Raw genomic sequence first — 24,588 nt, 5'->3', positions numbered from 1 at the left:
TTATTTCGCAGCGAGACTCGCCGCCACGTCGTGGTTTTGCCAGACGTTGTCGCGTACGGTGATCTTCTGCGGAATCAGATGGGCGCCGTAGAAGGCGTCGGCGACGCTTTGCTGCGAGCGGACGATCTCGTCGGTGACCACCGAGGTGCCGTAAGGGTAGCGGCGCACCCATGTTTCGACCAGTTTGACGTCGAGACCAACCTTCGGTGCGATCAGCGCGGCGGTTTCATCGGGATGCTGGTTGACCCACTGGCCGGTCGTGCGTAGCTGGCCGAGAACGGCACCGATCACATCAGGGTGCTGCTGGGCGAAGCCGCGGGTCGCCTCATAGAAGCTGTAGGCGGTGTTGACGTTCGAATAGTCCGCCAGCGTGCGCGCTTTCAGCGTTTCCTGCGCGGCGGCATAGTAAGGATCCCAAATGACCCATGCGTCGACGTCGCCGTTCTCGAAGGCCGCGCGGGCATCGGCGGGCGGCAGGTAGACTGGACGGATGTCCTCGTAGCGCAAGCCTGCTTTCTGCAGCACTTCGAGCAGCAGGAAGTTCGAACTCGAACCCTTTTGCAGCGCGACGCGTTTGCCCTTCAGATCGGTGATCGTATGCAGCGGCGAATCGGGCCTGACGATCACCGCCTCCGTATGGCGCCCCTGCGGCTCCGCGCCCACGTACACGAAGCCGACGCCACTGGCCTGGGCGAACACCGGCGGCGGCGCGCCGGTGTAGCCGAAGTCGATGCTGTTGGCGTTCAGCGCTTCGAGCAGTTGCGGTCCGGCCGGAAACTCGAACCACTTCACGCTGTAGCCGAGCGGCTTGAGCTTCTGCTCGAGCGAGCCTTGCGCTTTGAGGACCGCCAGCAAGCCGGCTTTCTGATAGCCGATGCGCAGGACCTTGTCCGAGGCATTGGCAATGTCTTGAGCGAAGGCGTTGGCAGGCGCCAGCAGGGTCGCTGCGCTCAGTGCGGCGAATGCGGTGCATACCGTGAGGGCGTCGAGGATCATGCGGCGCTTGAATGCGGCGGGGGGCGATGCGGGCCGACGAGCGCGGCGGTTCGGTTGGCTTGCCATGCGGAAAATCTCCATGCGTGCGGTCGATGCAGCAGCCATGCTCGCCCGGTTGTATGCCGGTGCGGCTTAAAGGATGTTGCGGCTGCGGTCAAAGGATCGTCGCATGGACGTGCCATACCGCAAACGAAGCAATGGAGATTTGGATATGACGGGCACGGGGACTGCGCCCGTCACGTGTCGCGCGCTTACTTCTTCGCTTTGGGCTTGTCTGCGCCGGCGTGCCGCGCGAGCGTGGCTTCGGCGTGTCCAGCGTCAGTGGTAGCGGCGGATGCAGATGCGGACCCAGCCGGCGGCGTGCCGCCATGCGCGCTACCGAGCTTCTTTTCCATGATCGCCGCGACGCGGTCGCCGAGATAGTCGCCGGAGGCTTCTTCGAGCGCGCGGTTCATTTCGGTTTCGACCAGCACCATCGCCAGCGGCCGGACCCGCCAGATGGCGTCGACCAGTGCCGGCACATCGGCGGGCGGCGGCAGGGCATCGGCTTCATAGCGGTCGAGCTGGCGCACCACCAGGTCGACCAGGGCCTTGGCGACCGCATTGAAATGCGGTCGCGAGATCCGCACGGCGTCGAGCAGGTCGGTGAGCGGAATGCCCTCATGCGCCATGGTCGCGCCCGCCGACAGCGCGGCAGGGCTATTGGCGACGAACGACAGGCCCTTGCGTTCGAGCAGGCCGAGGTCGACCGCTTTCGACAGGGCGCCAGGCGAAGCCTTGCCGCCGAACATCTGTATCAGTTCGACCAGCGAATACTTCTTTGGCCGCTCACGCGACCAACGGCTGCCGATCGCCGTCTCCAGACCGAGAATCGAGCGCAGGTCGTGACCTTCGTCGACCGCCATGATCAGGTCCTGGATGTTGGCGAGCGTGTAGCCGCGGGCGAGCAGATGGTTGATGAGCTTCAGGCGCGAGACGTGAGTGTCGTCGTACACGCCGACCCGGCCGCGCTTTTCCGGCGGCGCGAGCAGGCCGCGGTCCTGATAGGCGCGCACGTTGCGCACGGTGCTGTCCGTCACCCGCGCGAGTTCGTCGACGGTGTATTCGTTGCGCGGCGCGGCGGGCGCCGGGGGCGAAGAGAGGGGCGTTTTCGGCATGGGGGGATTTTAACGCGCCGGCGGTGTCGTATCCCAGACGCCCAGTGTGCGCTATAGCGCGTCATCCGCATCGCGCACGGCTTCAGCCAGTGCCTCGGCCACCGCCTGCACGCGCGGCGAACGCCGCACATCGGGATGCACCGCGAGCCAGATTTCCCGCTCGACGTCGCAGGCCGGTTGCGTGTCGATCTCCTGCAACGTAACGTCGCCATTGGCGATAAAGCGCGGCAACAGCGCGACACCCATGCCCGCCTGGCAGGCGCGGTGAATCGAGACGAGGTCGTTGGCGATCAATGCAAACGGGCGGTCCTGCGCGAAACGAGCAAGCCATTGCTGTTGCGGCGCGTCCGCGAGCGTCTCGTTGTAGCCGATGAATTCCCATTGCTCGCAGCGTCGCGCTGCCCACTCGGGCGTTCCGTACAGCGCAAAGCGCATTGTGCCGAGCCGGCGCGCCGCGAGTCCGGGTTCCTGAGGGCGCGACAGCCGCACGGAGAGGTCCGCCTCGCGCCGAAACAGGTTGGCGGCTCGCGTTTCGCCCACTACGTCGAGCAAGACAGCCGGATACGCGCGCCGGAACGCGGCCAGGCGCGGCACAAAAAAGTGACTGCCAAACACCGGTGGCACCGACAGACGCACCGCGCCGTGCAAAGTCACCGCACCACGCGCGGCGCGCGCGAAACCGTGCGCCTCCTCTTCGATGCGCCCGGCGCGTTCGACCAGCGCGCGGCCTTCTTCGGTGATCGGCCAGCCGCGCGGCAGACGGTCGAACAGGCGCACACCGAGCGCCTGCTCCATCGCGTCGATCCGGCGCGCCACGGTGGAATGCTGGACCCCCAGCGTGCGGGCCGCCTCCGAGAGACTGCCGCCGCGCGCGACGCACAGGAAGTAGCGGATGTCGTCCCACTGCAGAGCGGCGATGGGCTTTGGCGTATCGGTCGAATTTTGCACAGTAGTTGATGAAGAATGGGGAGTTCCATTTGATTATGCTCGAAACCTACACTCGCTTGTCATCGCTTAACTGAAACAGGGAGTGCAGGAATGGGACAAAAGAACGCTTGCCAGATCGGCATCGAGGCTTATGGCGACGCGAGCGCGCTGCGAATGTTCGAGCAGGAGGTGCCGCCGCCTGCACCGGGCGAAGTGCAGATCAGGCAGAGCGCGGTTGGGGTCAACTTCGTCGACATCTACTTCCGCTCGGGGCTGCACCGTTTGCCGCAATTGCCCGGCGTGCTGGGGGTGGAGGCGGCTGGCGTGGTGGCGGCGCTCGGCGCTGGCGTGAGCGGCTGGCAGGTTGGCGAGCGGGTCGCCTATGCGGGCTTGCCGTCAGGCAGCTACACGAATCTGCGCAACGTGCCGGCGCAAAGCCTGGTGCGCTTGCCCTCCGCCGTCTCCGAGGAAACCGCTGCGGCCGCGCTATTGCGCGGCGCGACCAGCTACATGCTGCTGCACCGTGTGCGGGAGACCAAACCAGGTGACACGGTGCTGGTGCATGCCGCTGCCGGTGGCCTGGGCCTGATCCTCGTGCAGTGGGCGAAGGCGCTGGGCGCGCGGGTGATCGGCACCGTTGGCACGCCCGCCAAGGCGGCACTGGCGCGCGCGCATGGTCTCGATCAGGCGGTGCTGTATCGGGACGAGGATTTTGTCGAAGCGGCGCGCGAGTTTGGCGGCGGAGCGGGCGTCGATTTTGCCGTTGACGGCATCGGCGGCGCCACCTTGCGGCGTACGCTCGGCGCGGTGAAGCCGTTTGGGATGGTGGCGAGTATCGGTGCGGCCGAGGGGGCGATCGAGCCGATCGCGCTTGATGAGATCGGGCCCGCACGCTCGATTGCACTCGCGCGGCCCAGCGTGCTGGGGATGATCAAGCGGGACATTGGCGCGTATCAACTGGCGGCGCAGCAGGTGTTCGAGCGGATCGAGGCCGGCTTGCACGTCGAGGTGGGCGAACGCTTGCCGCTCAACGAGGCGGCGCAAGCGCACCGGCAGATGGAGAGCGGACAGACCACGGGATCAGTGATTCTGATTCCGTGAACGATCCGCGCAGGGGCTGCGTATTGGCCAGGGAAAACGCGCCGGAGCGTCGAGCTGCCGGCGCTTCCGGCCGCCGCGAAACCCGCGGCGGCTGCAGGTTCGCCCTTGGCACTGACGTGGCCCCTACGTGCCCGGTCAGCTATGCGAATAAATGTCCGGGTTCGACACGTAACGCGGACGACGCTTGTGATGCTTGGTCGCGTGCTTCGGTTTGGCCTTGGGCTGGCTCTGAGCGTGCTGCGGCTGGGCCCCCTGCGAGGGACGCGCATTAGTGGCATGCGGCGTGGTCTGGCCCTCGCCGAACGTAAAGGTCTGCGAGGTTTGCGCATACGCGCTGGCTGACAGCAACAGCGCCGCGCACGCGAGACAGGTCGAAAGCTTCATGGATTCTCCTTCTGAACAAGCGCGTGAGCATGCCGCAATACCGCAATGTGCCGCACAGCAGCGCGTTCCGGTTCGCGTCGTCAGCCGTTTTGCCCCGCAAACACCGGTTCGCCCAGCGTCAGCATCAGCCGGTTTGCCCACGCGAAAATCGCGATCGCATGGGTCAAGTCGAGAATCTCCGGCTCGGTGAGCCCATGCGCTTCGAGCCGCTTGATGGCCTCGGCATCCACGGCTTCGGGATGCTCGGTCAGCTCGATCGCGTAGCGGATGATGGCGCGTTCACGCTCGGTCGTGCCGGCACTGGTGGGATCCTCGAAAACCTGCTCGATCGCATCCGTGCGCTTGGCCAGTTGTCCGAAGCGTTGCGCGTGCACCGACGCGCAATACACGCAGCCATTCACGCGCGAAACCACGGTGCTCGCCAGTTCGCGCTCCACGCGCGGCAGGCCGCCTGGGGCATACATGATGGCGTTGAAGACCCCGGAGCGTTGCCGCAGGATTTCGGCCTGCTGCACGAGCAACAGGTAGTAGTCGGAGGTCTTGGCGTGCGGATGGCTTTCTTCGAGGACCGCGAGCTGCTCGGGTGTGGCCTCGTCAAGACTTACTGTGTCGAGCCATGCGCGCCAGCCGAGCGTATCGAAGGTAAATCCGTGGAACTGGCTCATGCTGCCTCCTGCGGCGACGGCGGGGTACGGGCGTCGCGTAGCGCCTTGACGCCCGCAATGACACGCAATTGATAGGTGACGAATGCAATCAGTTGCGATAGTGCGACGATGCCGCGCGTCGAAATGCCAACCTCTTCGAGCGCCTGCAGATGTTGCGGGCGGGCTTCGACAGGCGTCAGCGTGAGCAGCTTCACATGCGCGAGGATCGCGATCAGACGGGCGTTGGCCGTGGCGTCGAGCGTGCCCGCTTCGATTGCGGCGAGCGTGTCCGCCAGCGGCGCGCTGCGGGTTCTCGAACCGGCCCCCGCGGCGATCAGCCGCCCGGCGTAGGTGTCGGCCAGTTCGTTGGCGCGTGACAGCCGCGCGACGTACCAGGCAGCGAACAGGCGCTCTCGCAAGGACAGATCCGGCAGCGCCGGGTCGAATAGTGCATCTTCGCTGCGCTGGGTGTGGGTCACGACCTTGTCGCGCGCGTGCCGGACAGCGGCAATCGCGCTATCGGTGCTCAATCCGGCCAGCACGTCGATCGTGTCGTGCGTGGGCCCGGAGGAGGGGGAAAGCTCAGCCATGGCGGCTCCGTTTCGATGGGAAGAAGTCAGGCATGCGAAACACCGCACGCGCATTCAGTGCCGCGGGTTCAGTCCTGCGGTGTTAGTCCTGCGGTGTTAGTTCTGTTGAGGCACCGGCACGGCGCGGCTCGTTGCGGCTGTGGGCGGCGCGTCGGCGTCGGTCCATTCGTCGCCTTGCAGTTCAGCGGTCGCGAAGGCAACGAGCGCTTCGTAATGCCGCTCGCGATCCGCGTCGAACAGACGGCTGGCGATGCCGCGCGCGAGACGCTGCGCACCTTCGCTGATCGCCGGGATGTCGCCCGACAGCTTGCCGTGACTCAGGCTCGCCGCATGATTGAAGCAGTGGATCTGCGCGAGCGCCGCGCAGGTGCCCGGTTCGCGCTCCTGAAACACATATGCCGCGCCGAGGTCCGGCGACTCCGCGAGTTCGTCCATCGGCAAGGCCGGATCGGCGCGATAGCGGTCCTTCCAGCGTCGCATGTACGGAGCGAACTGCGCGAATTCGGGGCGTGTCGAGATATCCGAATGAAAGCCCGTCGCGAAGATCAGGTAGTCGAGCTTGTAGAGGCCTTTCGGCGTGGTCACTTCGAGCGTATCCGCGTGTTCTGCCAGTGCGGTGACAGGACTGCCGAGATGAAACCGCGCATTCTCATGACGCGAAACCCGCAGCACGCTGTCGCGCGGAGGCGGGGTCTGCGAGGCGAGCGAGTAGTGCAGGAAGCGCCATTTCGAGGCGTCGTCGAGATCGGCGAAGCCGTGCACGAGTCCCGGGCTGCCGATACCGGTCAGTTTGTTGATACGTGGAATATCGTTGCGACGAATGAACAGGTCGACGCTGGCGGCCCCCGTTTCCAGCGCCGTGGCGGCGTTGTCGAAGGCGGACGCGCCCGCGCCGACCACGCCGACGCGCTTGCCGCGCAGCGCCTCGAAATCGATCGCATCGGCGGAATGAGCCCAAAAGCGGGACGCGACATGCTGCGCGAAGGATGGCACGTAAGGGCCGCCCAGGCCGTCCCGCCCTGTAGCGAGCACCACGTGGCGCGCCAGCACCGTACGCTGCGTGCCCTGCGTGTTCAGTTCGAGCGCGAGCAGGCCGTCGTCGCGGGTATGCAGCGCGACCAGTTCCGTGTGGTTTTGCACCGGCAAGGCCAGCACCTTGCGGTACCAGCGCAGATAGTCCATCCATTGTGTGCGGGGAATCTTGTAGAGCGCCTCCCATGCCGGGCGCCCGAACTGTGCTTCGTACCAGGCTCGGAAGGTCAGCGCCGGCAGGCGCAGCGCGGGACCGGTGAGCGTCTTCGGCGAGCGCAGCGTTTCCATGCGCGCATAGGTGGCCCACGGACCTTCGCCGCCGTTCGGCGCACGGTCGAACACCTGCTGATTGTCGATGCCGAGCCAGCGCAGTTCCGCCGAAGCCGTCAGGCCAGCCATGCCGCCGCCGATGATCGCGACATCGAGAACCCGCTCTGCGCCCACAAAGCGCGGCGGCACCCACGACGCGGGCGGCAGTTCGAGCCAGCGCAGGTCTTCGCGCAGACGGTTTTCGAGGGCGTCGAGTGACGTCATGCGGGAATCTCCAGATTTTTCGGGCGGGTGCGCGAGACGCGCAGTTCGCGCTGCAGCAGGGCATCGTGCTGGCTGGCGTCGTGCAGCACGACTCCTTCGAGCAAGGCGAGCGTCGCGGCCTGAATGGCTAGCAACAGGGCGTCGACAGCAGGGCGGCGCGGTTTGCCCGCCGGCGTGACGGCGCCGAAATAGAACGGAATCACACTTTCGAGCGGACGGGCGATCACCCCTTCGATGGCGAGCCCCAGGCCCGTCGCTGGATCGACAATCGCGACACCGGCACCCGCGCGGGCGGCCATCACCGCATTGAGTGACGCATTGGTTTCAAGGAACACTTCGGCTTGAATGCGCGCGGCGCTGAACGCGGCGTCGATCCGGTGGCGCAGACGGTAGCGATTTGCCACCGTGACGATGCGCCGCTGCGCGAGATCGCGCAGGGCGATGCGCGGCTGGGCGGCGAGCGGATCGCCCGCTGGAATGATCGCTACGCATGGCGCCTCGGCGATCCAGTGAATCTCGAGGCCGGCGTGACCGATCGGCAACGTCACGAGGCCGATATCGGCGGTGCGCGTCAGTACTTCATGCACCACATGCTCGGCGGACAAGCTGCGCAACTGGAACTGGGCCACCTTCTCGTCCCGCGGGACCGCGGCAATGGCGCAGGGCGCGATTGCGGCAGCCAGCGCAGATGTAGCGGCAATGCGCACGGGTTCTGCCTCACCGAGCCCGATCGCGCGAGCGCGTTGTTCGATGGTTCTCAGCCCGATCAGCGAGCGTTCCACTTCCTCGTACAACAGGAAGGCGCGATGCGTCGGCGTGACACGCGGCCCGTTGCGGTTGAACAGCGCGTAGCCGAGATCTGCTTCGAGTTCCTGGATCTGCCGTGTGACAGCCGGCTGCGAGCGTTCCAGCAAGCGGCCTGCTCCAGTGATGCTGCCGGCCGACATGACCGCCGAAAACGCTTCGAGTTGATGTAGCTCCATGAGTCGCCCAAGCCATTCTGTTTGCGCATTGTAGGTGCGTCTGAATGCGGGATTTATATAATCAATTTCGATATCGACAGCGGAAAAAATGCGAAGCGAGTCGGTTGATGCTGTGCAAGCGCCGCGCATTTTTCCGCGTCACGGTCGCATGCATTGAGAAAAAATCCAATCTCATCAGGCACTTGGGTTCGCCGTCTCCATACCTCTTGTCGATCCTCTCTGGTCTCGCCGCGCGACACGCCATTGCCTTCGCCTCTCGGCGTGATAACCATATTCCCAAAACTTCGTTGGTTCGCCGGAATTCAGCATGGTTTGATGGCCGCAATCTGAAGACGACCGTTGGGGGCACGATGAAGGACCTTAGAAAACAGGCACGCAGCATGTGGTTGAGTGCGCTCAAGGCACTGCCGCTTATGGTTGCGGCATGGGGCATCACAGGTATCGCCGCTAGCAGCGCGGCGCACGCCGCCGAAGCCACCGGCGAGCCCTATCTGATTGGCGTGAGCGGCCCGCTGACGGGACAGGACGGGCAATACGGCACGCAATGGAAGCGCGGTTTCGATCTCGCACTGGAGCAGATCAATAGCCAGGGCGGCATCAAAGGCCGCCCGCTCGCGTACGACTTCGAAGACAGCCGCAGCGATCCAGGGCAGGCCGTTTCGATTGCGCAGAAGTTTGTCGGCGACTCGCGCATTCTGCTGGAACTGGGTGACCTTTCGAGCACCACCTCGATGGCAGCTTCGCCGATCTATCAGCGCGGCAAGCTGGTGCAGTTCGGTTTCACCAACTCGCATCCCGACTTCACGAAGGGCGGCGACTACATGTGGAGCACGGCGCTGAGCCAGGCGGAAGAGCAACCGCTGCTGGCGCGCTATGCGACAAAGGATCTCGGCTTCAAGCGCATTGCGGTGCTGTATCTGAACACGGACTGGGGCCGCACCAGCAAGGACATCTTCGCCAAGGCCGCCGCCGAAAACGGCGCACAGGTTGTGGCGGCAGAAGGTTATCAACCGAACGAGAAAGACTTCCGTGCCACGCTCGTGCGCGTGAACGAAGCGAAACCCGATTCGATCGTGCTGATTTCGTACTACGCAGACGGCGCGCAGATCGTGCGCCAGGCGCGTTCGTCCGGATTGACTCAGCCGATTGCGGCGGTGGGTTCGATCTATTCACCGAAATTCCTCGAGCTGGGTGGGGCAGAGGTGAACGGTGTGTATACCGAATCGAATTTCTTCCCAGGCGACAAGCGCGCGCAAGTGCAGGACTTTGTGCAGCGCTACCGCGCGAAATATCACGCCGACCCCGACACGTTCGCGGCGCGCGCCTATGACGCGATGATTCTCTCCGCAGAACTGCTGCGCCGCTACGGCGTGACGCGCCAGGCGGTGCACGACGGCCTGAGCCAGATCCATGATGTGCCGAGCCTGATCTTCGGCCAGATGAAATTCGATCCGCAGACCCGCCGCGTGGCGGGGGCGACGAGCGTCTATCTGGTGGTCAAGGACAATCAGTTCACGCAATGGGACGGCGTGAAGCCGGTCCTGGCAGCGAAATAACGCCTGCGTGGCTGCGCATTTCACCGGATGAATCGCTATGGCGTCCTGGCTTGACTATACGATCAACGGATTGATCGTCGGCAACATCTATGCGTTGCTGGCGGTTGGTCTTGCGTTGATCTTCGGCGTGTCGCATCTGATCAATTTTGCGCACGGCTCGGTGTATATGATCGGCGGCTTTATCGGCTGGCTGTGTCTCACGCACCTCGGCTTGCCGCTGCCGCTTGCGCTGCTCGTGGTAGCGGTGGGCTGTGGCCTGCTGGGAATCGTGATCGAGCGGATCGGTCTGCGGCCGCTGCAAGGCTCGGCGCGCATCGCCCCCTTGCTGGCGACTATCGGCATCAGCTTCGTGCTCGACCAGTCCGCGCAGTTGATCTTCGGCGCCGATCCGCGCGCCGTACCGAGCACGCTGCCCGACTGGCACGTGAGCCTCGGCGGTGCGACGATCGGCTCGCTGGATCTGCTGATCGCCGGCATCGGCATTGGCGCGGCGGCGGTGCTGTATGTATTTCTGCGCTTCACGCGGCTCGGCTGGGCCGTGCGCGCGACCGCACAGGATCGCGACGCCGCGCAGCAAATGGGCGTCAACGTCAACGGCGTGAATCAGGCGGTGTTTGCCATTGCCTGCGCGTTGGGCGGCGTGAGCGGCTTGCTGGTGGGCATGTACTACAACAGCATCGATCCCGCGATGGGTTTTCAGGCCACCCTCAAGGGTGTGGTTGCGTTGCTGATCGGCGGTCTTGGCAACGTGCCGGGCGCGATTGTCGGCAGTCTGTTGCTGGGTCTCGTGGAAAGCTATGGGGTCGCGATTTTCGGCACCAGCTATCGCGATCTGTTTGCGTTCGTCCTGTTGCTGGTGTTTCTGGTGTGGCGTCCGAACGGCCTGTTCAGCCGCAGCCGCCGTTTGCCGTCTGAACCGCTGACTGGAACCTTCCTCGCTGCGGGTAAAGCGCTGCGGGTGCCGCGTCCGCTCGTTACAGCGCTCGCGCTGGTGGCGATTGTCCTGCCGTTCGTCGCACCTTCGTCTTATCTCGTGCAAACCCTCACCAATGCCTGGTTGTACGGAATGTTGGCGCTGAGTTTGACGCTGGTGGCGGGGACGGTCGGGCAGATTTCGCTCGGCCACGCGGCGTTGCTGCTGATCGGCGCGTATGCCTCGGCGTTGCTGTCGTTGCATCTAGGCTGGTCGCCTGCCGTGACGATCCTCTGCGCGGGGCTGATTACCGCCGCGCTCGGCACCTTGCTGGTCTATCCCGCGTTCCGTTTGCGCGGGCACTATGTGTCGATTGCAACGCTCGGGATCGGCGAGGTGGTGAGCCTCGTAATTCTCAACTGGGACAGCCTGACGCGCGGCCCGCTCGGCATTAGCGGTATTGCGCCGCTCTCGCTGTTCGGCTGGGCGCCGGATAGCGCACGAGCCGTTTACTGGTTTGCGCTCGCTGTACTGATCGTGCTCGCGCTGCTGCAGACACGTCTGCTCGGTTCGCACCTGGGCCGCACGCTGCGGGCGATTCGCGAGGATGAAGTGGCGGCGCGTTCATACGGAATTCTCCCGAATCGCTACAAGGCGATGGCGTTTGCTTTCGGCGGCCTCGCCGCGGGCATCAGCGGCGGCATCTCCGCGCATCTGTACAGCTATATCAACAACACGACTTTCGATTCGCAAGTCTCCATTCTGGCGCTGACCATGGTGATTCTCGGCGGCTTGGGCAATGTGCTGGGCGGCATTGCCGGCGCGGTGGCATTGATCGGGTTGCCGGAGATCTTCCGCTGGGCCGCGGACTACCGCATGCTGATCTACGGCGTGGTGCTGTTGCTGCTGGTGCGCTTCCGGCCGCAAGGCCTGCTCGGCACGGTATGAGGGAGAGCGCCATGACCCAGAACCTTCTCGACGTGCGCGGCGTGACGCGGCGCTTCGATGGGCTGAGCGCGGTGGACCAGGTCGATCTGTCGATCGCCGCCGGGCAACTCGTGAGCGTGATCGGCCCGAACGGTGCGGGCAAGTCGACGCTGTTCAACCTGATTACCGGCCTGGATACGCCCGATAGCGGCAACGTGCAGTTCGACGGCCGCGATGTCACCGGCGCGCGGCCGGATGCACTCGCGGCGCTTGGTCTTGCCCGTACGTTTCAGCATGGGCGCGTGTTCGGCAACCTGAGTGTGCTGGACAACGTGCTGGTGGGCGCTCATTCGCGACTGCGCGCCACGCGCGCCGGTTGGCCAGTGCTCGGCGCAATCGCGGAACTGCTGCGCGCATTGATCGGCCCGGCGGCGCTGCGCCGCGAAGACGAAGCCTTGCGCGCCGAGGTGCGCGAGATCATCGCGGGCTTCGGCGAGCGGCTGCTGCCGCGTCTGGAGCAGCCGGCCCACAGCCTGTCGTACGCGAACCGGCGGCGCGTCGAAATTGCCCGGGCGCTGGCCTTGCATCCGCGCCTCCTGCTGCTCGACGAGCCCACCGCCGGCATGAACGAATCCGAAACCGCCGAGATGCTGGTGCTGATCCAGCAACTGAAAGAGCGCGGCCTGACCATCCTGCTGATCGAACACAAGCTCGATATGGTGATGCAACTGTCGGACCGCGTGATCGTGCTCGACAACGGCAAGAAAATCGCCGAGGGCCTGCCGCGTGAGGTGCGCAACGATCCGCGCGTGATCGAGGCGTATCTGGGACACCGCAATGTGGGTGGGGCGTCGCGGGAGAACTCAGGCGCACGCCAGACTGAACTGCAGGAAGTGCGGTCATGAGCGAAGCATTACTGAAACTCGAACACATCGAGACGTTTTACGGTCCGGTTCAGGTGCATTTCGACGTCAACTTCGAAGTGCGGCGCGGGCAGATTGTCAGCCTGCTGGGCGGCAACGCGAGCGGCAAGTCGACCACGATGAAGCTCATCCTCGGTCTGCACAAGCCGCGCTCAGGCAACGTGACGTTCGAGGGCGAGTCGATCACCGCGCTCGCCACGCCGCAGATCGTGCGCCGCGGGGTCGGTTCGGTGCCGGAAGCACGGCGTCTGTTCGGCGACATGACGGTGCGCGAGAACCTGCTGATGGGCGCCTATACGCGCCGTGACCGCGCGGCGATCGTCGAGGACTATGAGCGGGTGCTCGGACTGTTTCCACGTGTGAAGGAGCGTCTCGCGCAACGCGCCGGGACGCTGTCCGGTGGCGAGCAGCAGATGCTGGCGATGGCGCGCGCGCTGATGAGCCGCCCGAAGCTGATCTGCATGGACGAGCCGACGATGGGCCTGTCGCCGTTGTATGTCGACAAGGTGCTGGAGTTGATCCACACCATCAACCGGCAGGGCGTGACTTTCTTCATGGTCGAGCAGAACGCGAGCCTTGCGCTGGAGATCGCGCATTACGGGTATGTGCTGCAAACCGGCCGCGTCGTGCTGCAGGGCGAGGCGAGCGCGCTGCTCGGCGACGAGCGGATTCGCGACGCCTACCTCGGTGGCGATGCGCTGGCCGCGGCGAGTACGGCCGCTTAGGGTGGGGCTGGCAGAGAGCGGCAGAGGGTAGGCCGCCGCAGAGGGCGGTGCGCTGCGCGAGCGGCTCACCCCGCTCGCACGCCGCTAACCGGCCTGCCGCACCGGCACGGTCCGCGCAAACCGCCTTGCCCCCGCGACACACGCCACCACGATCACGGTGACCACGATCATCACCGGCGGCACCTGCTCGTGCAGCAGGAGGCCAGCGAGCACCAGCCCAAAAAACGGCTGCAGCAACTGCAACTGTCCGACGCTGGCAATTCCGCCCAGCGCGAGGCCGCGATACCAGAACACGAAGCCGATCAGCATGCTGAAGAGCGAGACATAGGCGAGCCCCCACAGCGCGGCCTGGCTGACGCCTTCAAACGAAGCAGGCCGTGCCCACCAGGTAAGCGGCAGCATCACCGGCAGCGACAAGACCAGCGCCCACGAGATCACCTGCCAGCCGCCGAGGTGCCGGGAAAGCCGTGCGCCTTCCACATAGCCGAGTCCGCAGACAACGATCGCGGCGAGCATCAAGCAGTCGCCGAGCGGCGATGCATTGACCCCGTTGCGCATGGCAAAGGCGACCACCGCGCAACTGCCGAGCGCCGAAAACAGCCAGAACGCCGGTTGCGGACGCTCGCCACCACGCAGCACGCCGAAGATCGCGGTCGAGAGCGGCAACAAACCGATAAACACGACCGCATGCGCCGAGGTGACATGGCGCAAGGCGAGCGCAGTCAGCAAGGGAAAACCGACCACCACGCCGAGCGCGACGACCACGAGCGGTACCAGATCGCGCCGCGCGGGCCGGGTTTCGCGAAACACCAGCAGCAGGATGAGCCCGAGCGTACCGGCAATCGTCGCGCGCGCGACGGTCAGAAAGATCGGATCGAGTCCCTGCACAGCGATCCGGGTGGCCGGCAGCGAGCCGCTGAAGATCAGCACGCCTAGCAGACCGCTGATCCAGCCGTTCGCGGCCCGGCCGTTGGTGGAGGTTTGCATCGAGATTTCCATGAGCGGGATAAAACGCTCAGCATCCTCCGCGACGGCTAAAAGTGTAAGCTACGGATCAGTACAATTTGTGCAAACTGTACCGAACGTGGAGCAGTACAGATGGCGGAAGCGAGTAGAGACAATCGGGACAGCCATGGGGTCGCGCGCACCCGGGTACAGGTGGTGATGGACGCCTTGCGCGAGCGCATCGCGAGCCGCGCGCTGATGCCGGGCGCGCGCGTGCCGTCGATCCGGGTGATGACGGACACGCTCGGCGTGTCGAAATCGACGGTAGTCGAGGCGTATGAGCGGCTCGTCGCGGAGGGCGCGATCGTCGCCCGGCGCGGCTCCGGGTTTTTCGTCTCCGGCCACGCGCCGCCGCTCGCGCTGGCCGATCTCGGGCCGCGCCTCGACCGGGCGGTCGATCCGCTATGGCTCACGCGGCAGTCGCTCGAAGCAGGGCAGAAGGTGCTGAAGCCTGGTTGCGGCTGGCTGCCGGCGGCATGGCTGCCGGAAGACGGCGTACGGCGGGCGCTGCGCGCGGTGGCGCGCGACCCGCACGCGCCGCTCGCCGATTACGCCACGCCGCCGGGTCTCCCCGCGCTGCGGCAGCAACTCGCCTGGCGGCTCGCCCAGCATGGCGTCGATGCCCCGCCCGAGCAGATCATCCTGACCGACGGCGGCACCCACGCGCTCGACCTCGTGTGCCGCTTCCTGCTCGAGCCGGGCGACACCGTGCTGATCGACGATCCGTGCTATTTCAACTTCCAGGCCTTGCTGCGGGCGCACCGGGCCCGCATCGTCAGCGTGCCCTATACGCCGAACGGGCCGGATCTCGCCGCTTTCGAGCGGGCGCTCGTCGAGCATCGGCCGCGCCTCTATGTGACGAACTCGGCCATCCACAATCCCACCGGCGCGACGCTGGCGCCAGCGGTCGCGCATCGTCTGCTGAAGCTGGCCGGCGAGCACAATCTGCTGATCGTCGAGGACGATATCTTCGCCGACTTCGAGGATGAAGCTGCGCCGCGTCTGGCCGCCTTCGATGGACTCGCGCGGGTGGTGACGATCGGGAGCTTTTCGAAGACGCTGTCGGCGGCGGTGCGCTGCGGTTTTATCGCTGCGCGCCCGGACTGGATCGAGTCGCTGATCGACCTGAAGCTCGCCACTACCTTCGGCAACGGGCAACTGGCGGCGAGCGTCGTGCATCGCCTGCTGGTGGACGGCACTTACCGGCGGCATCTCGAAGGGCTCAGGGCGAAACTCGCGGATGCGATGGGCGAGACCATCCGGCGTCTGACGCAAGCGGGACTGGAAGTGTGGACCCGGCCGCGCGCCGGCATGTTCGTCTGGGCGCGGCTGCCGGATGGGCTGGACGCAACCGGGATTGCCCGCCACGCGCTGGCCGGCAATGTCGTGCTGGCGCCGGGCAATGTGTTCAGCGTCGCACAGTCGGCGGCGGGGTATTTGCGCTTCAACGTCTCGCAGTGCAACCGGCCGAAAGCCTACGAGGCGCTGCTGCGCGCCATGGAGCTCGCGCAGACGCACGCTTGATGCGAAGGGCGGTGCGTGCGGCCGCGGTGCCAGCAGCAACTGCACTGGGCGTCACACTAACCGCCGCACTGGGCGCCCCACGTGCCGCCCCGCTCACTTACACAGCATCAGCACCCGCGCTTCGTCCGTGCAATTCGACTTCGACGGCGTCTTGTCGGCGGTTTGCGCGGGCGCCGCGGTTGTCATCCCCGCAGTACGGCGGGCGACGCAGGCGCGCAGATGTTTCTCCACCGGCGCATAGTATTGCCACCCTTTGCCGAGACTCGGCAGCTCCATCTTCACCTGCTTCCACTTGGGATGACCGTGCTCCTGCAGGTTGTCGAAATTGGTACACAAGGAATCGGCAAAACGATCGAGATTGACAACCGTATCGCGCAGCCCGTAATCGTAGGTGACGAGAAAGGCCTTAACGGTGAAGGTCGGCACGTCGTCCTTCAACCAGTTCGGATAGCTGGCGGTGTGAATCGTCGCTGGGAAATAGGTCTGCTTTGCTCGCGCCGTTTCGGGGACATTGGGATCGACCCGCAGCAAGCGGAGCTGCTGTAGCAACTCCGGGTTCATGTCGGTGAACAGCTTGGCGGGCTGGCCGACCACGATCACCGCCACATCGACCTTCTTGACGATCAGCGCGGCGAGTGCGTCCTCGTTGCTGAGGTGCTGGGCGTTCTGATCGGCAATCGGCTCGCCGAACATCAGGTGATAAATCGTGTTGGCGGACTGCGCCGTGCCGCTGCCGAGCAGGCCGACGCTGATGTTCTTGTCCTTGATCTCATTGATGGTCTTGAGCGGCGAGTCGGCCCGTACGACGAAATTGATCTCCTCGTCGTAGAGCGGCATGATGAGCCGCAAAGGACGGATCGCCTGACCGGCATCGCTATTGCCGGCGTTGGCCATGTCCACATAGGCCTGATACACGTCGGACTGCACCAGGGCGAGCTTCACGCCCGGTTCGTACCGCAGGCGCTGAACATTCTCCGCCGAGCCCTTCGATGCCATCACATCGAGATCGATGCCCGCCGGCTCGGCGACCCATTTCGCCAGATCCGCGCCGATCTGGATGTACGTGCCGCGTTCGGGGCCGGTGACGATCTTGTAGTGCGCAGAATCGGCCAGCGCGATCGACGATGCCAGCATCAGCCCGAGCCACCCCGCCAGAATTGTCTTGAGCATGGTCTTTCCACCTATTGGTCTGGTTTGAACGGGCTTCGCACGGCGAGCCGCGCGAAGCGTCGGCGAATCAATGGTTCAACTTCAAGGTCTTGCGTCTTGCGAGATGCCTAAAGACTGCTTTCGACTGCTTGGGCCGGGGCCTGCTCAATGCGCCGGCGGCGCACCCGATGCGGGCGTCGCGGCCGTACCGGCGGCCGGCGCATTTCGCCAGCCCGATTGCGCGATGGCCCGCGCTTGCGCGTCAAGGCTGCCAGGCGCGGGGGCGGCCGGCTTTGCGGTAACGAAGGGCGCGGCTTGCGAGGACGGCGGGGGTTGCGGCACCTGGGCGTTACGCGCGACCGGCGTGTTATGGCTGCCGAGCGGCGCCCAACCGGTCTGGACGATCGCCTGTTGCAACAGCGTTTTGGCTTCGGGGCTGCCGTTGTCGATGGCGAGGGCGTCGCTGGCGCTATGCGCCACGCAGTTCCACAAATGGTCCTTGATGCAGACCTGGGCCGTTTGCAACGCGGCATCGCGGCGCTGCTCGAGCGGCGTCAGCTCCTGCTGGATCGTCTTCGCGTCGGCGCTATCGGGTTCCATCAGGAACGCGGCGTTGACAGCGGCTTGCGCGCCGGACAGATCGTGCGCGTCCTCGTGAGCGCGCGCCGCGTGCAGACTTTCGGCGAGATCGCGGTAATGCGGCACGACGACCGGTTGAACCACGGCCGGTGGGGTTGCGGCGGACCGGTTGGCGGCGTGTGCGCCGGCCGCGCCATTCGCTGCGGGCTGTGGCGTGTAGGGGGCGATGGTGCCGGTCGTTGATTTGGTGTCCTGCTCATCGTATGCGGCTGGGGCCGTGTGATGATCGCCCAGCAGTGAATATGCGCCATAAGCTAGTATGAGGACGCCAAGCGCGATCAGTCCGCGTGTGAGCAGCCATCGTGAGCCAACCGGCGTGCCGAGCGGCAGATGGCTGAGCGGAGGAATCGGCGTATCCGGCGAGGCCAGATTCGGTGTGGCCGGCTCGCCGTGGCCGTCCGCGGCAACCGGCCGGTGCAGCGGTCCGTCGGCACCGGGGAAACGGGCATGGGCGGGCGCGGCGAGCGGATGGGGTGCGCCGCAGTAAGGGCACAAGTCGGCGGGCTGGTACAACGCTCCGCCGCAGCGCTTGCACGGCGCTGGGAAACTCTGGCCTGAAGTGCTCTGGGTGGACATGCTGTGAACCCACCTGCGATAGGCTATGCCGTTACGGCATGCTCCGGATCGAGGTCAAGGCAGCCAGTTCCCGCTGCGCGAATCGCGATCCACATGCGCTGGAGAGCAGCGCTTGCAACGCTAAAAAATTGCGGCGCTGCCATGGACAATATGTGAGCTTTCGGAGTGAACGTCAATCGACGTTCATACCTACCGCGTGTGCGACAACACATTGGCGGCAGAGCGAAACGCTGCACCCTTCGGCAGAACGAACGGAAGGGAGATTTTTTGCAGAGCGCCGGCATGTGCGCGCCGGCAGGCGGATTGATCGGATGAAACGCTTCACGAGACGCCGCAAGGACATGCAGCGCTCGCGAAGCGCGGATTTCAATGCTTGCGCAGGGGATGATCCTTGAGCAGCCAGGCAAGCGCGAACGCCAGCACAACCACACAGGCGGCTGAGAGATACACCGTATGCAAGGCGCCGGCAAAGGCCTGCAGATAGTCGTCACGCAGCGCAGTGGGCAACTGGTGAATCGCCGCCGGTCCCAGCGCGTGCGGCAATTCAGTGTCGGGCGGAATCAAGGTTTGCAGGCGCGCAGCGAGCCCGTTTGAAAACACGGCGCCGAAGGCCGCAACACCGACGGAACCACCGATCGAGCGGAACAATGTAGCGCCCGAGGTCGCCACGCCCATATGTTTGAATTCGACGGTGTTTTGCACCGCGAGAATCAGCACTTGCATCACCATGCCGAGGCCGAGACCCAGGATGCCCATGTACAGATACATCACATGAATCGGCGTGGAGATCTGCAGGCGCGCCAGCAGCGTCATCGCCACGCAGACGAGGAAGGTGCCGCCGATCGGGAACATGCGGTATTTACCGATCTTGCTGATGACGCGCCCGGTAATCACCGACATCACCAGCAGCCCGCCCATCATCGGCAGCATCTGCATGCCGGCTTCCGAAGGCGTCGACCCCTTGACGACCTGCAGGTAGAGCGGAATGAAGGTGACCGAGCCGAACAGCGAAACGCCGATAATGAAGCCGATCAGGCTGCTCAGCAAGAAGGTGCGTTGCCGGAACAGTTCGAGCGGCATGATGGGTTCGGCCGCGCGCTGTTCTTCGTAGATGAAGCCGCCAATGCAGACGAGACCCATGACGAGTGTGAACCACAACTGCGGCGACGACCACGGCAGGATCGTGCCGCCCTGGCTTGTGAACAGGATGATGCAGGTGAGTGCACCAGCAAGGAACGCCGCGCCCATGTAGTCGATGGTGTGCTTGATATGGGCGGTGTGCGGCTTGAACACGGCGCCGATCACCGCGAGTGCGACGATACCGAGCGGCAGATTGATGTAAAAAATCCAGCGCCACGACAGATGCTCGACCAGAAAGCCGCCGAGCAGGGGACCGATCACGGTGGCGAGACCGAACACGCCGCCGAACACACCTTGGAAGCGGCCGCGCTCGGCGGGTGGGATCACGTCGGCAATCGCCGCCATGGTCACCACCAGCAGGCCGCCGCCGCCGAGCCCCTGCAGCGCGCGCAGCAGGATCAACTGGGTCATGTTCTGCGCGATGCCACACAGCGCCGAGCCGACGAGGAACAGCACGATGGCCGCCTGCAGCACGATCTTGCGGCCGAACAGGTCGCCGAACTTGCCATAGAGCGGCACGACGATGGTGGAGGTCAGCAGGTAGGCGGTGACCACCCACGACAGGTTGTTGAGCCCGCCGAGCTCGCCGACGATGGTGGGCAGCGCCGTCGAGACGATGGTCTGGTCGAGCGCCGCGAGCAGCATCACCAGCAGCAGGGCTGGGAAGAGCAGGCGAATCGGCGGGTGCTGTGGCGCACTCGCGAGTTCACCCGCAGTAGTGGTAGGTTGATCCATGGACTGGGGGACCTGTTGGCCGGGGGAGAGTACTTATTGAAATTAATTAACGTGGAGATTAATATATGCGGCATCTCACGATTCGTCAATTGGAAAGAACATGACCACTGCACCGTCCGATGCCCGCCTGCCGAAAACGGCGGGGCGCCGCCGTTCGAGCGCGACGGGCGCGAAGGCTGTGGCCGCGGCGGGCGCAGGGACGAGCGCCACGCCAAAGAAGGCGCCGCCCGCAAAGAAGACGACCGCCGCCGCAGCTGAGGCCGCAGCGCCAGCCGCACCGCGCCGTCCCGGCAGGCCGTCCGGCAGCACGCGCGGCCCGGAGCAGCGCACCCGCCTGCTCGATGCGGCCCTCGAACTGTTTGCGCGCCAGGGCATCCTCGATACGACGCTTGGCGCCATCGCACGGGAGGCCGGCTTCACGTCGGCGATGGTGCATTACTACTTCAAGACCCGCGACCAGTTGCTCGACGTGCTGATCGACGAACGTTTCTTGCCGCTGCGCGCGGCGATGGGCGGGCCGTTCGAGGCGTATCCGGACGATCCGGTGGCGGCCATTACGCAACTGGCGCGAGGGCTGGTGGCGGTGGCGGTGGACAATCCGTGGTTCCCGCCGTTGTGGGTGCGCGAGGTGATCAGCGAGGGCGGCCTGTTACGCCAGCGCATGCACGAACGCTTCGGCCACAACCATCACAAAGCCTCATTGGCGCGGATCGAACAATGGCAGAAAGAGGGGCGCCTGAACTCGGATCTGGAGCCGTCGCTGGTGTTTCTCACGCTGCTCGGTTTGACCATTCTGCCGCTTGCCACCTCGAAGATGTGGCGCAACGATCCGGTGCGGCGCAGCCTGACGCCGGACGACATTGCCCGTCATGCGGTGGCGTTGCTGGTCAATGGTTTGGCCCCACGGCGTGAGACACGCTAGCGCGGGGTCGCGGCGGTGCGCTTGCACGCAATACGCAGCGCCTGATGCGAGCGCGCTACCGGTGTGAAATGTTATCTCGCCCGCTGGGGCATTCAGGAGGCTTCGGCGAGGCGTAGTGCGCTGTCCGCGAGCGGCAGGAGTTCTTTGGCCCGGGCGACGTGTCCCGCAGCTTCGGCGGCGGACAGGAACCCGGTCGTCCAGAGTGCGTTATAGAAGTGAATCGCGCGCAACGCGTCGGGCGAGGGAGCCGCGCAGCGGATCAATTCCTCGCCATAGAACTCGCCGGCGTGGCCTACGTCGGCTGCGATATGGGCGAGCGTCGTGCCGATCGCCATCAGCGGGTCGCCATAGCAGACAAAGTCGAGATCGATGATGCCGCACAGCACGCCGTGCTCGACGAGCACATTCTTGATCGTCAGGTCGTCGAGGAAGCAGGTGGGCTGCAGCGCGGCGAAGTAGGGTTCGACGGCGCGCCGCACTGCGCGCAAGCGAGCCCGGATATGATCGAGCGCGGGTGCGTCGTCCGCCGGCACCTCGTTCGACGGCGCGCCGAACAGGTCGGTCCAGCGCGCCGAGGTCGCGTGCCGGCCAATCGGCGCCCAGCCGAAGCCGTTGCTTTGCGGCAGGCTTGCCACGCGTCGCTGATAGTCCGTCACTGTCTGCGCCAGCAGCGTCATCTGCGCTTCGGACATCTGCGCAAGTTCGTGCTGCAGATCATGACCGGGCACCCACTCCAGTATGATGAACCCGCCGCCTTGCGGCACGGCGCCCGACGCCAGCACCTGCGGCACGGGCAGCCCCAGTGTGCGCAAGACATCGAGGTTGTGGCGGGTAAAGCCGAAGGCGCCGTCGCGGCGATTCATGCGCACCGCGACATTGCGGCCGTCGGCCAGTTGCACGCGGAAAACCGCATTGCCGCTTTGCGTGAGGGTCTGACGGCTGATGAGCCGTGCTGTGCTATGAAGCGTTGTTTGCGTCAGTGCGGCAACTTCGTCGTCGCCAATCTCCGGCGGGACGGCGACGGCGGCCGGCGGCGTTTCTTGCTGGGCATCGGGTGCGCCGGTGCGGTCTCGTTTGTCAGGCAATTGGTCTCACCGAAGCGGCAACCGTGGAGATGAAGAAAAACGGGGCAGGGTGAGGGGCCGCCGACGACTGGCCGCGATGGTTCGAAGAGGCTCGCGGCCGCGCCCAAGGAGGCGGTGCGCGCCGCCACATACAGGGTCGTGTTCATTAAATCCGGCTGGAATGCGCGCAGCAACGCGCAGATGTTTCGGAGTGTTACGTGACGAAAGCGCTGGGAAGGGCGTGAGGGAATCGGGCAGGCGCGCCTGTAAGCTCAATCGCCTTGCGCAGGGACATGACGAAGGTCTAGATTACAGCGGGCGTATCGGCCGGGTTATCAGTAGACGAATGCCGCGCGGCCGATCGGTAACGTCTGGAAACATGCGGAAATATCGCGGTGCGGCGCGGGCCTCGCAGGCCCTCGCCGCATCGAAAGCACACCGTCAGCCTGGCCGGCTTTTCTTCCATTCTTCATACGCACCCCGGGTCGCCTCGTTCGGCGGATACGTACCGGGCAATGCCGCGCCTGCGCGAATGCGCCCGGTCAGAAACTCCTCCAGTTGCTCCTGCTCGGCGGCGGCTTGCGCGACTTCGGCGGCCATCTCGCGCGGCACCACGACGATGCCATCCGCGTCGCCGACGATCACATCGCCCGGAAACACAGCGACGCCGCCGCAGCCGATCGGCACATTGATATCGATGGCGTGATGGCGGATCAGATTCGGCGGCGCGCTCGCCCCGGCACAGAACACCGGCAGGCCGAGTGCCGCGATGGTTGTGCTGTCGCGCACCGGCCCGTCCGACACCATGCCGGCCACACCGCGCACCTGCAGGCGCTGCGTGAGGATCGAGCCGAACGAGGCGCTGTTGCGCTCGCCCCGGCAGTCCTGCACGAGCACATGGCCGGCCGGAATCGTTTCGACGCACTTGCGCTGCGCGTACTCGGGATTCGCAAACAGTTCGAGGACGTCGATATCCTCGCGCGAGGGGATATTGCGCAGCGTGAATGCGGGCCCCACGAGGTTGGGGCCGGTATGCCCGGCAAGCGGTGCGACGCCCTGCATGAAGGTGTTGCGCAGGCCGCGCTTGAATAGCTGGGTGGTCAGCGTCGCCGTGCTGACATGGCGGAGCGCTTCGAGCGTAACGGGATCGAGTTCGTGCATCGTGAGATCGGCAGTGGTCGGGTTGATCGGGTTAGGAATAAGGCTTACTTCAATGGAGGATGGAGCGTGGCTTCCAGTCCGCTGTTGTCGGGCGAAGGGTCGAGCAAGGCGGGGTGGCTGCGCTGGTAGTTGGCCGACAGCACGCCCCAGCGGCGCGCCCCGATAGATGCCGATCAGCACGCGCCGAGCAGCAGCGGGACCAGCATCAGTCCGCCAGGAATACGGTCGATCGCTTTCTTGATCTGCATGCGGGACGCTCCTTCACGGACGATATGCCCGATCGGTTCATTGTCGTTGTTGCGATCGGCCGGAGTCCGTGAAGCTCACGGATGGAAGGGCGCCTGGCATCCCAATCGATGCGCGCCACGGTCATCGCCAGGTTCGAAATTTAGCACTGGCGGGTGCTGATATTGGCAAATTCATCGCGCGTCGAATGCATCGTTTACACCTAAGCGAGGCAAGCAAAAATGGCACGACGCCAGGCAGATTTTGCGCGGTGGCGTTGCTTGAGCGGTCCGTGACGCGGTGCCAGCGGTGTGGGGCGGCAAGGCACGACACGTGCTTAAAGGGGAGCGGTCAAACGCTTTTCTTACCAAAAGATTGCAACTCGTCGCGTGAAACGGAGTCGGACCTCGCGAGCCTCACCTGGCAAATGAGCTGGCAAATGAGCTGGCAAATGAGCTGGCAAACGTGCGGTAGCCAGTGCCCGGGTCAAACGGCCGGTCGCAATGAGCGCGATACAATGGCCACCTTATCTGGCCTAACCCGCAGGCCTAACCTGCTTCTTGGCAACAACGCAATATGAACGGAGTGTTGAGACTCGATCAGGCAACGATCGTGCTCGTCGAAGATGACCCGCAAAGCCGGGAATCGTTGACCCTGTTGCTTGAATCGGAGGGCGCGCATGTCGTCGCACTGGCGGATGCGGAAGAGGGCGTCGAAGCGGCGCTGCGCCTGTTACCCGATGCCGTGGTGTGCGACCTCGAACTGCCGTGCATGGACGGCTTTTACCTGATCCAGCGGCTTCGCGATCACGAGATTCGTGGCGATCATGCGCCGGCTGTCGCCGTGGCGCTCACCGGGCATACCGACGACGCCTACCGCTTGCGCAGCATCGGCGAGGGCTTCCAGCATTTCATGACCAAACCGGCCCGGCCGGACGAGCTGGTTGCCTTGCTGCACGATGCAATTGACGCCCGCGCGGCCGGCTGAGTCTGCCGACTGATCCCGCTAAGTGGGCCCGCCTGATTGAGTCCGCCGAATCAGCCCGCTAGTTGAGCC

Annotated in this window: 22 protein-coding genes and 1 pseudogene; 8 read left to right on the top strand and 15 right to left on the bottom strand. The window is 65.0% G+C overall.

Translation table 11 applies throughout. The annotated features are described in order from the left end of the window. From BLQ92_RS27080 to BLQ92_RS27070, 3 genes are all read right to left on the bottom strand, one after another. Positions 1-996, bottom strand: coding sequence for a sulfonate ABC transporter substrate-binding protein (locus BLQ92_RS27080; RefSeq protein WP_175772499.1), 996 nt, complete (start codon positions 994-996; stop codon positions 1-3). Between the two features lie 251 nt (positions 997-1,247). Beyond that, on the bottom strand, positions 1,248-2,153 hold the full coding sequence (locus BLQ92_RS27075; RefSeq protein WP_244106255.1) for a MerR family transcriptional regulator: 906 nt from the start codon (positions 2,151-2,153) through the stop codon (positions 1,248-1,250). A gap of 51 nt (positions 2,154-2,204) precedes the next feature. After that, positions 2,205-3,062, bottom strand: a complete 858-nt coding sequence (locus BLQ92_RS27070) for a LysR family transcriptional regulator (RefSeq protein WP_090689068.1) — start codon at positions 3,060-3,062, stop codon at positions 2,205-2,207. A gap of 129 nt (positions 3,063-3,191) precedes the next feature. Between BLQ92_RS27070 and BLQ92_RS27065 the strand changes: the two genes are divergently transcribed. Continuing rightward, positions 3,192-4,181, top strand: coding sequence for a quinone oxidoreductase family protein (locus tag BLQ92_RS27065; RefSeq protein WP_090688898.1), 990 nt, complete (start codon positions 3,192-3,194; stop codon positions 4,179-4,181). A 135-nt stretch (positions 4,182-4,316) separates the two neighbouring features. Here BLQ92_RS27065 and BLQ92_RS27060 read toward each other — a convergent pair whose 3' ends face one another. From BLQ92_RS27060 to BLQ92_RS27040, 5 genes are all read right to left on the bottom strand, one after another. After that, complete coding sequence (locus BLQ92_RS27060; RefSeq protein ID WP_090688896.1) at positions 4,317-4,565, bottom strand: hypothetical protein; 249 nt, start codon at positions 4,563-4,565, stop codon at positions 4,317-4,319. Positions 4,566-4,645: 80 nt separating this feature from the next. Beyond that, the gene (locus BLQ92_RS27055; protein ID WP_090688893.1) at positions 4,646-5,230 is read right to left on the bottom strand and encodes a peroxidase-related enzyme; all 585 of its coding nucleotides are present in this window, start codon (positions 5,228-5,230) and stop codon (positions 4,646-4,648) included. Further along, positions 5,227-5,799, bottom strand: coding sequence for a CMD domain protein (locus BLQ92_RS27050; protein WP_090688890.1), 573 nt, complete (start codon positions 5,797-5,799; stop codon positions 5,227-5,229). Before BLQ92_RS27050 ends, BLQ92_RS27055 begins: the two co-directional genes overlap by 4 nt. A gap of 96 nt (positions 5,800-5,895) precedes the next feature. Further along, positions 5,896-7,365 (bottom strand): NAD(P)-binding domain-containing protein, encoded by a 1,470-nt coding sequence (locus BLQ92_RS27045; RefSeq protein ID WP_090688888.1) that lies wholly within the window; start codon positions 7,363-7,365, stop codon positions 5,896-5,898. Next, complete coding sequence (locus tag BLQ92_RS27040; RefSeq protein WP_090688885.1) at positions 7,362-8,348, bottom strand: LysR family transcriptional regulator; 987 nt, start codon at positions 8,346-8,348, stop codon at positions 7,362-7,364. The genes BLQ92_RS27045 and BLQ92_RS27040 overlap by 4 nt, the downstream gene beginning before the upstream one ends. 413 nt (positions 8,349-8,761) lie before the next feature. Here BLQ92_RS27040 and BLQ92_RS27035 point away from each other — a divergent pair, with 413 nt between their 5' ends. Genes BLQ92_RS27035 through BLQ92_RS27020 form a run of 4 tightly spaced genes read left to right on the top strand, consistent with a single transcriptional unit; the run spans position 8,762 to position 13,392 of the window. Next, entirely contained in the window at positions 8,762-9,904 is a 1,143-nt protein-coding gene (locus tag BLQ92_RS27035; protein WP_244106260.1) for an ABC transporter substrate-binding protein, read from the top strand. A 37-nt stretch (positions 9,905-9,941) separates the two neighbouring features. After that, the gene (locus tag BLQ92_RS27030; protein WP_090688882.1) at positions 9,942-11,765 is read left to right on the top strand and encodes an ABC transporter permease; all 1,824 of its coding nucleotides are present in this window, start codon (positions 9,942-9,944) and stop codon (positions 11,763-11,765) included. An 11-nt stretch (positions 11,766-11,776) separates the two neighbouring features. Then, entirely contained in the window at positions 11,777-12,649 is an 873-nt protein-coding gene (locus tag BLQ92_RS27025; RefSeq protein ID WP_090688880.1) for an ABC transporter ATP-binding protein, read from the top strand. Next, a complete protein-coding gene (locus BLQ92_RS27020; RefSeq protein WP_090688878.1) occupies positions 12,646-13,392 on the top strand; it encodes an ABC transporter ATP-binding protein in 747 nt (248 codons plus the stop codon). Before BLQ92_RS27025 ends, BLQ92_RS27020 begins: the two co-directional genes overlap by 4 nt. A gap of 84 nt (positions 13,393-13,476) precedes the next feature. Here BLQ92_RS27020 and BLQ92_RS27015 read toward each other — a convergent pair whose 3' ends face one another. Then, positions 13,477-14,379, bottom strand: a complete 903-nt coding sequence (locus BLQ92_RS27015) for a DMT family transporter (protein WP_090689065.1) — start codon at positions 14,377-14,379, stop codon at positions 13,477-13,479. Between the two features lie 111 nt (positions 14,380-14,490). Here BLQ92_RS27015 and BLQ92_RS27010 point away from each other — a divergent pair, with 111 nt between their 5' ends. Beyond that, on the top strand, positions 14,491-15,921 hold the full coding sequence (locus BLQ92_RS27010; RefSeq protein WP_090688876.1) for an aminotransferase-like domain-containing protein: 1,431 nt from the start codon (positions 14,491-14,493) through the stop codon (positions 15,919-15,921). A 93-nt stretch (positions 15,922-16,014) separates the two neighbouring features. Here the strand turns inward: BLQ92_RS27010 and BLQ92_RS27005 are convergent, their stop codons facing one another. The 3 genes from BLQ92_RS27005 to BLQ92_RS26995 all read right to left on the bottom strand — a co-directional run bounded on the left by BLQ92_RS27005 (position 16,015) and on the right by BLQ92_RS26995 (position 20,160). Then, positions 16,015-17,091 carry a TAXI family TRAP transporter solute-binding subunit gene (locus BLQ92_RS27005; RefSeq protein WP_090688874.1) on the bottom strand — a complete coding sequence of 359 codons (1,077 nt, stop codon included), beginning with the start codon at positions 17,089-17,091 and terminating at the stop codon, positions 16,015-16,017. Positions 17,092-17,235: 144 nt separating this feature from the next. Next, positions 17,236-18,285, bottom strand: a complete 1,050-nt coding sequence (locus tag BLQ92_RS27000; protein ID WP_143016673.1) for a zinc ribbon domain-containing protein — start codon at positions 18,283-18,285, stop codon at positions 17,236-17,238. Between the two features lie 366 nt (positions 18,286-18,651). Next, on the bottom strand, positions 18,652-20,160 hold the full coding sequence (locus BLQ92_RS26995; RefSeq protein WP_090688869.1) for an MDR family MFS transporter: 1,509 nt from the start codon (positions 20,158-20,160) through the stop codon (positions 18,652-18,654). A gap of 100 nt (positions 20,161-20,260) precedes the next feature. Between BLQ92_RS26995 and BLQ92_RS26990 the strand changes: the two genes are divergently transcribed. Beyond that, positions 20,261-21,082: a TetR/AcrR family transcriptional regulator gene (locus tag BLQ92_RS26990; RefSeq protein WP_090688863.1), complete on the top strand. Its 822-nt coding sequence runs from the start codon at positions 20,261-20,263 to the stop codon at positions 21,080-21,082. Between the two features lie 92 nt (positions 21,083-21,174). Here the strand turns inward: BLQ92_RS26990 and BLQ92_RS26985 are convergent, their stop codons facing one another. From BLQ92_RS26985 to BLQ92_RS40790, 3 genes and pseudogenes are all read right to left on the bottom strand, one after another. Further along, complete coding sequence (locus BLQ92_RS26985; RefSeq protein ID WP_090688860.1) at positions 21,175-22,167, bottom strand: phosphotransferase family protein; 993 nt, start codon at positions 22,165-22,167, stop codon at positions 21,175-21,177. Between the two features lie 420 nt (positions 22,168-22,587). Continuing rightward, on the bottom strand, positions 22,588-23,307 hold the full coding sequence (locus BLQ92_RS26980) for a ribonuclease activity regulator RraA (protein ID WP_090688858.1): 720 nt from the start codon (positions 23,305-23,307) through the stop codon (positions 22,588-22,590). 176 nt (positions 23,308-23,483) lie between these two features. Next, positions 23,484-23,555 (bottom strand): annotated as a pseudogene (locus BLQ92_RS40790) (2-keto-3-deoxygluconate permease); the annotation flags it as partial. A 553-nt stretch (positions 23,556-24,108) separates the two neighbouring features. Here BLQ92_RS40790 and BLQ92_RS26970 point away from each other — a divergent pair. Beyond that, the gene (locus BLQ92_RS26970; RefSeq protein WP_090688853.1) at positions 24,109-24,519 is read left to right on the top strand and encodes a response regulator; all 411 of its coding nucleotides are present in this window, start codon (positions 24,109-24,111) and stop codon (positions 24,517-24,519) included. Positions 24,520-24,588 lie beyond the last annotated feature (69 nt).

Origin of the sequence: Paraburkholderia phenazinium (genome assembly GCF_900100735.1) — a bacterium.
Lineage (GTDB): Bacteria > Pseudomonadota > Gammaproteobacteria > Burkholderiales > Burkholderiaceae > Paraburkholderia > Paraburkholderia phenazinia.
The sequence above is the reverse complement of the archived record's forward strand: the minus strand, read 5'-3'. Positions and strand labels throughout refer to the sequence as shown.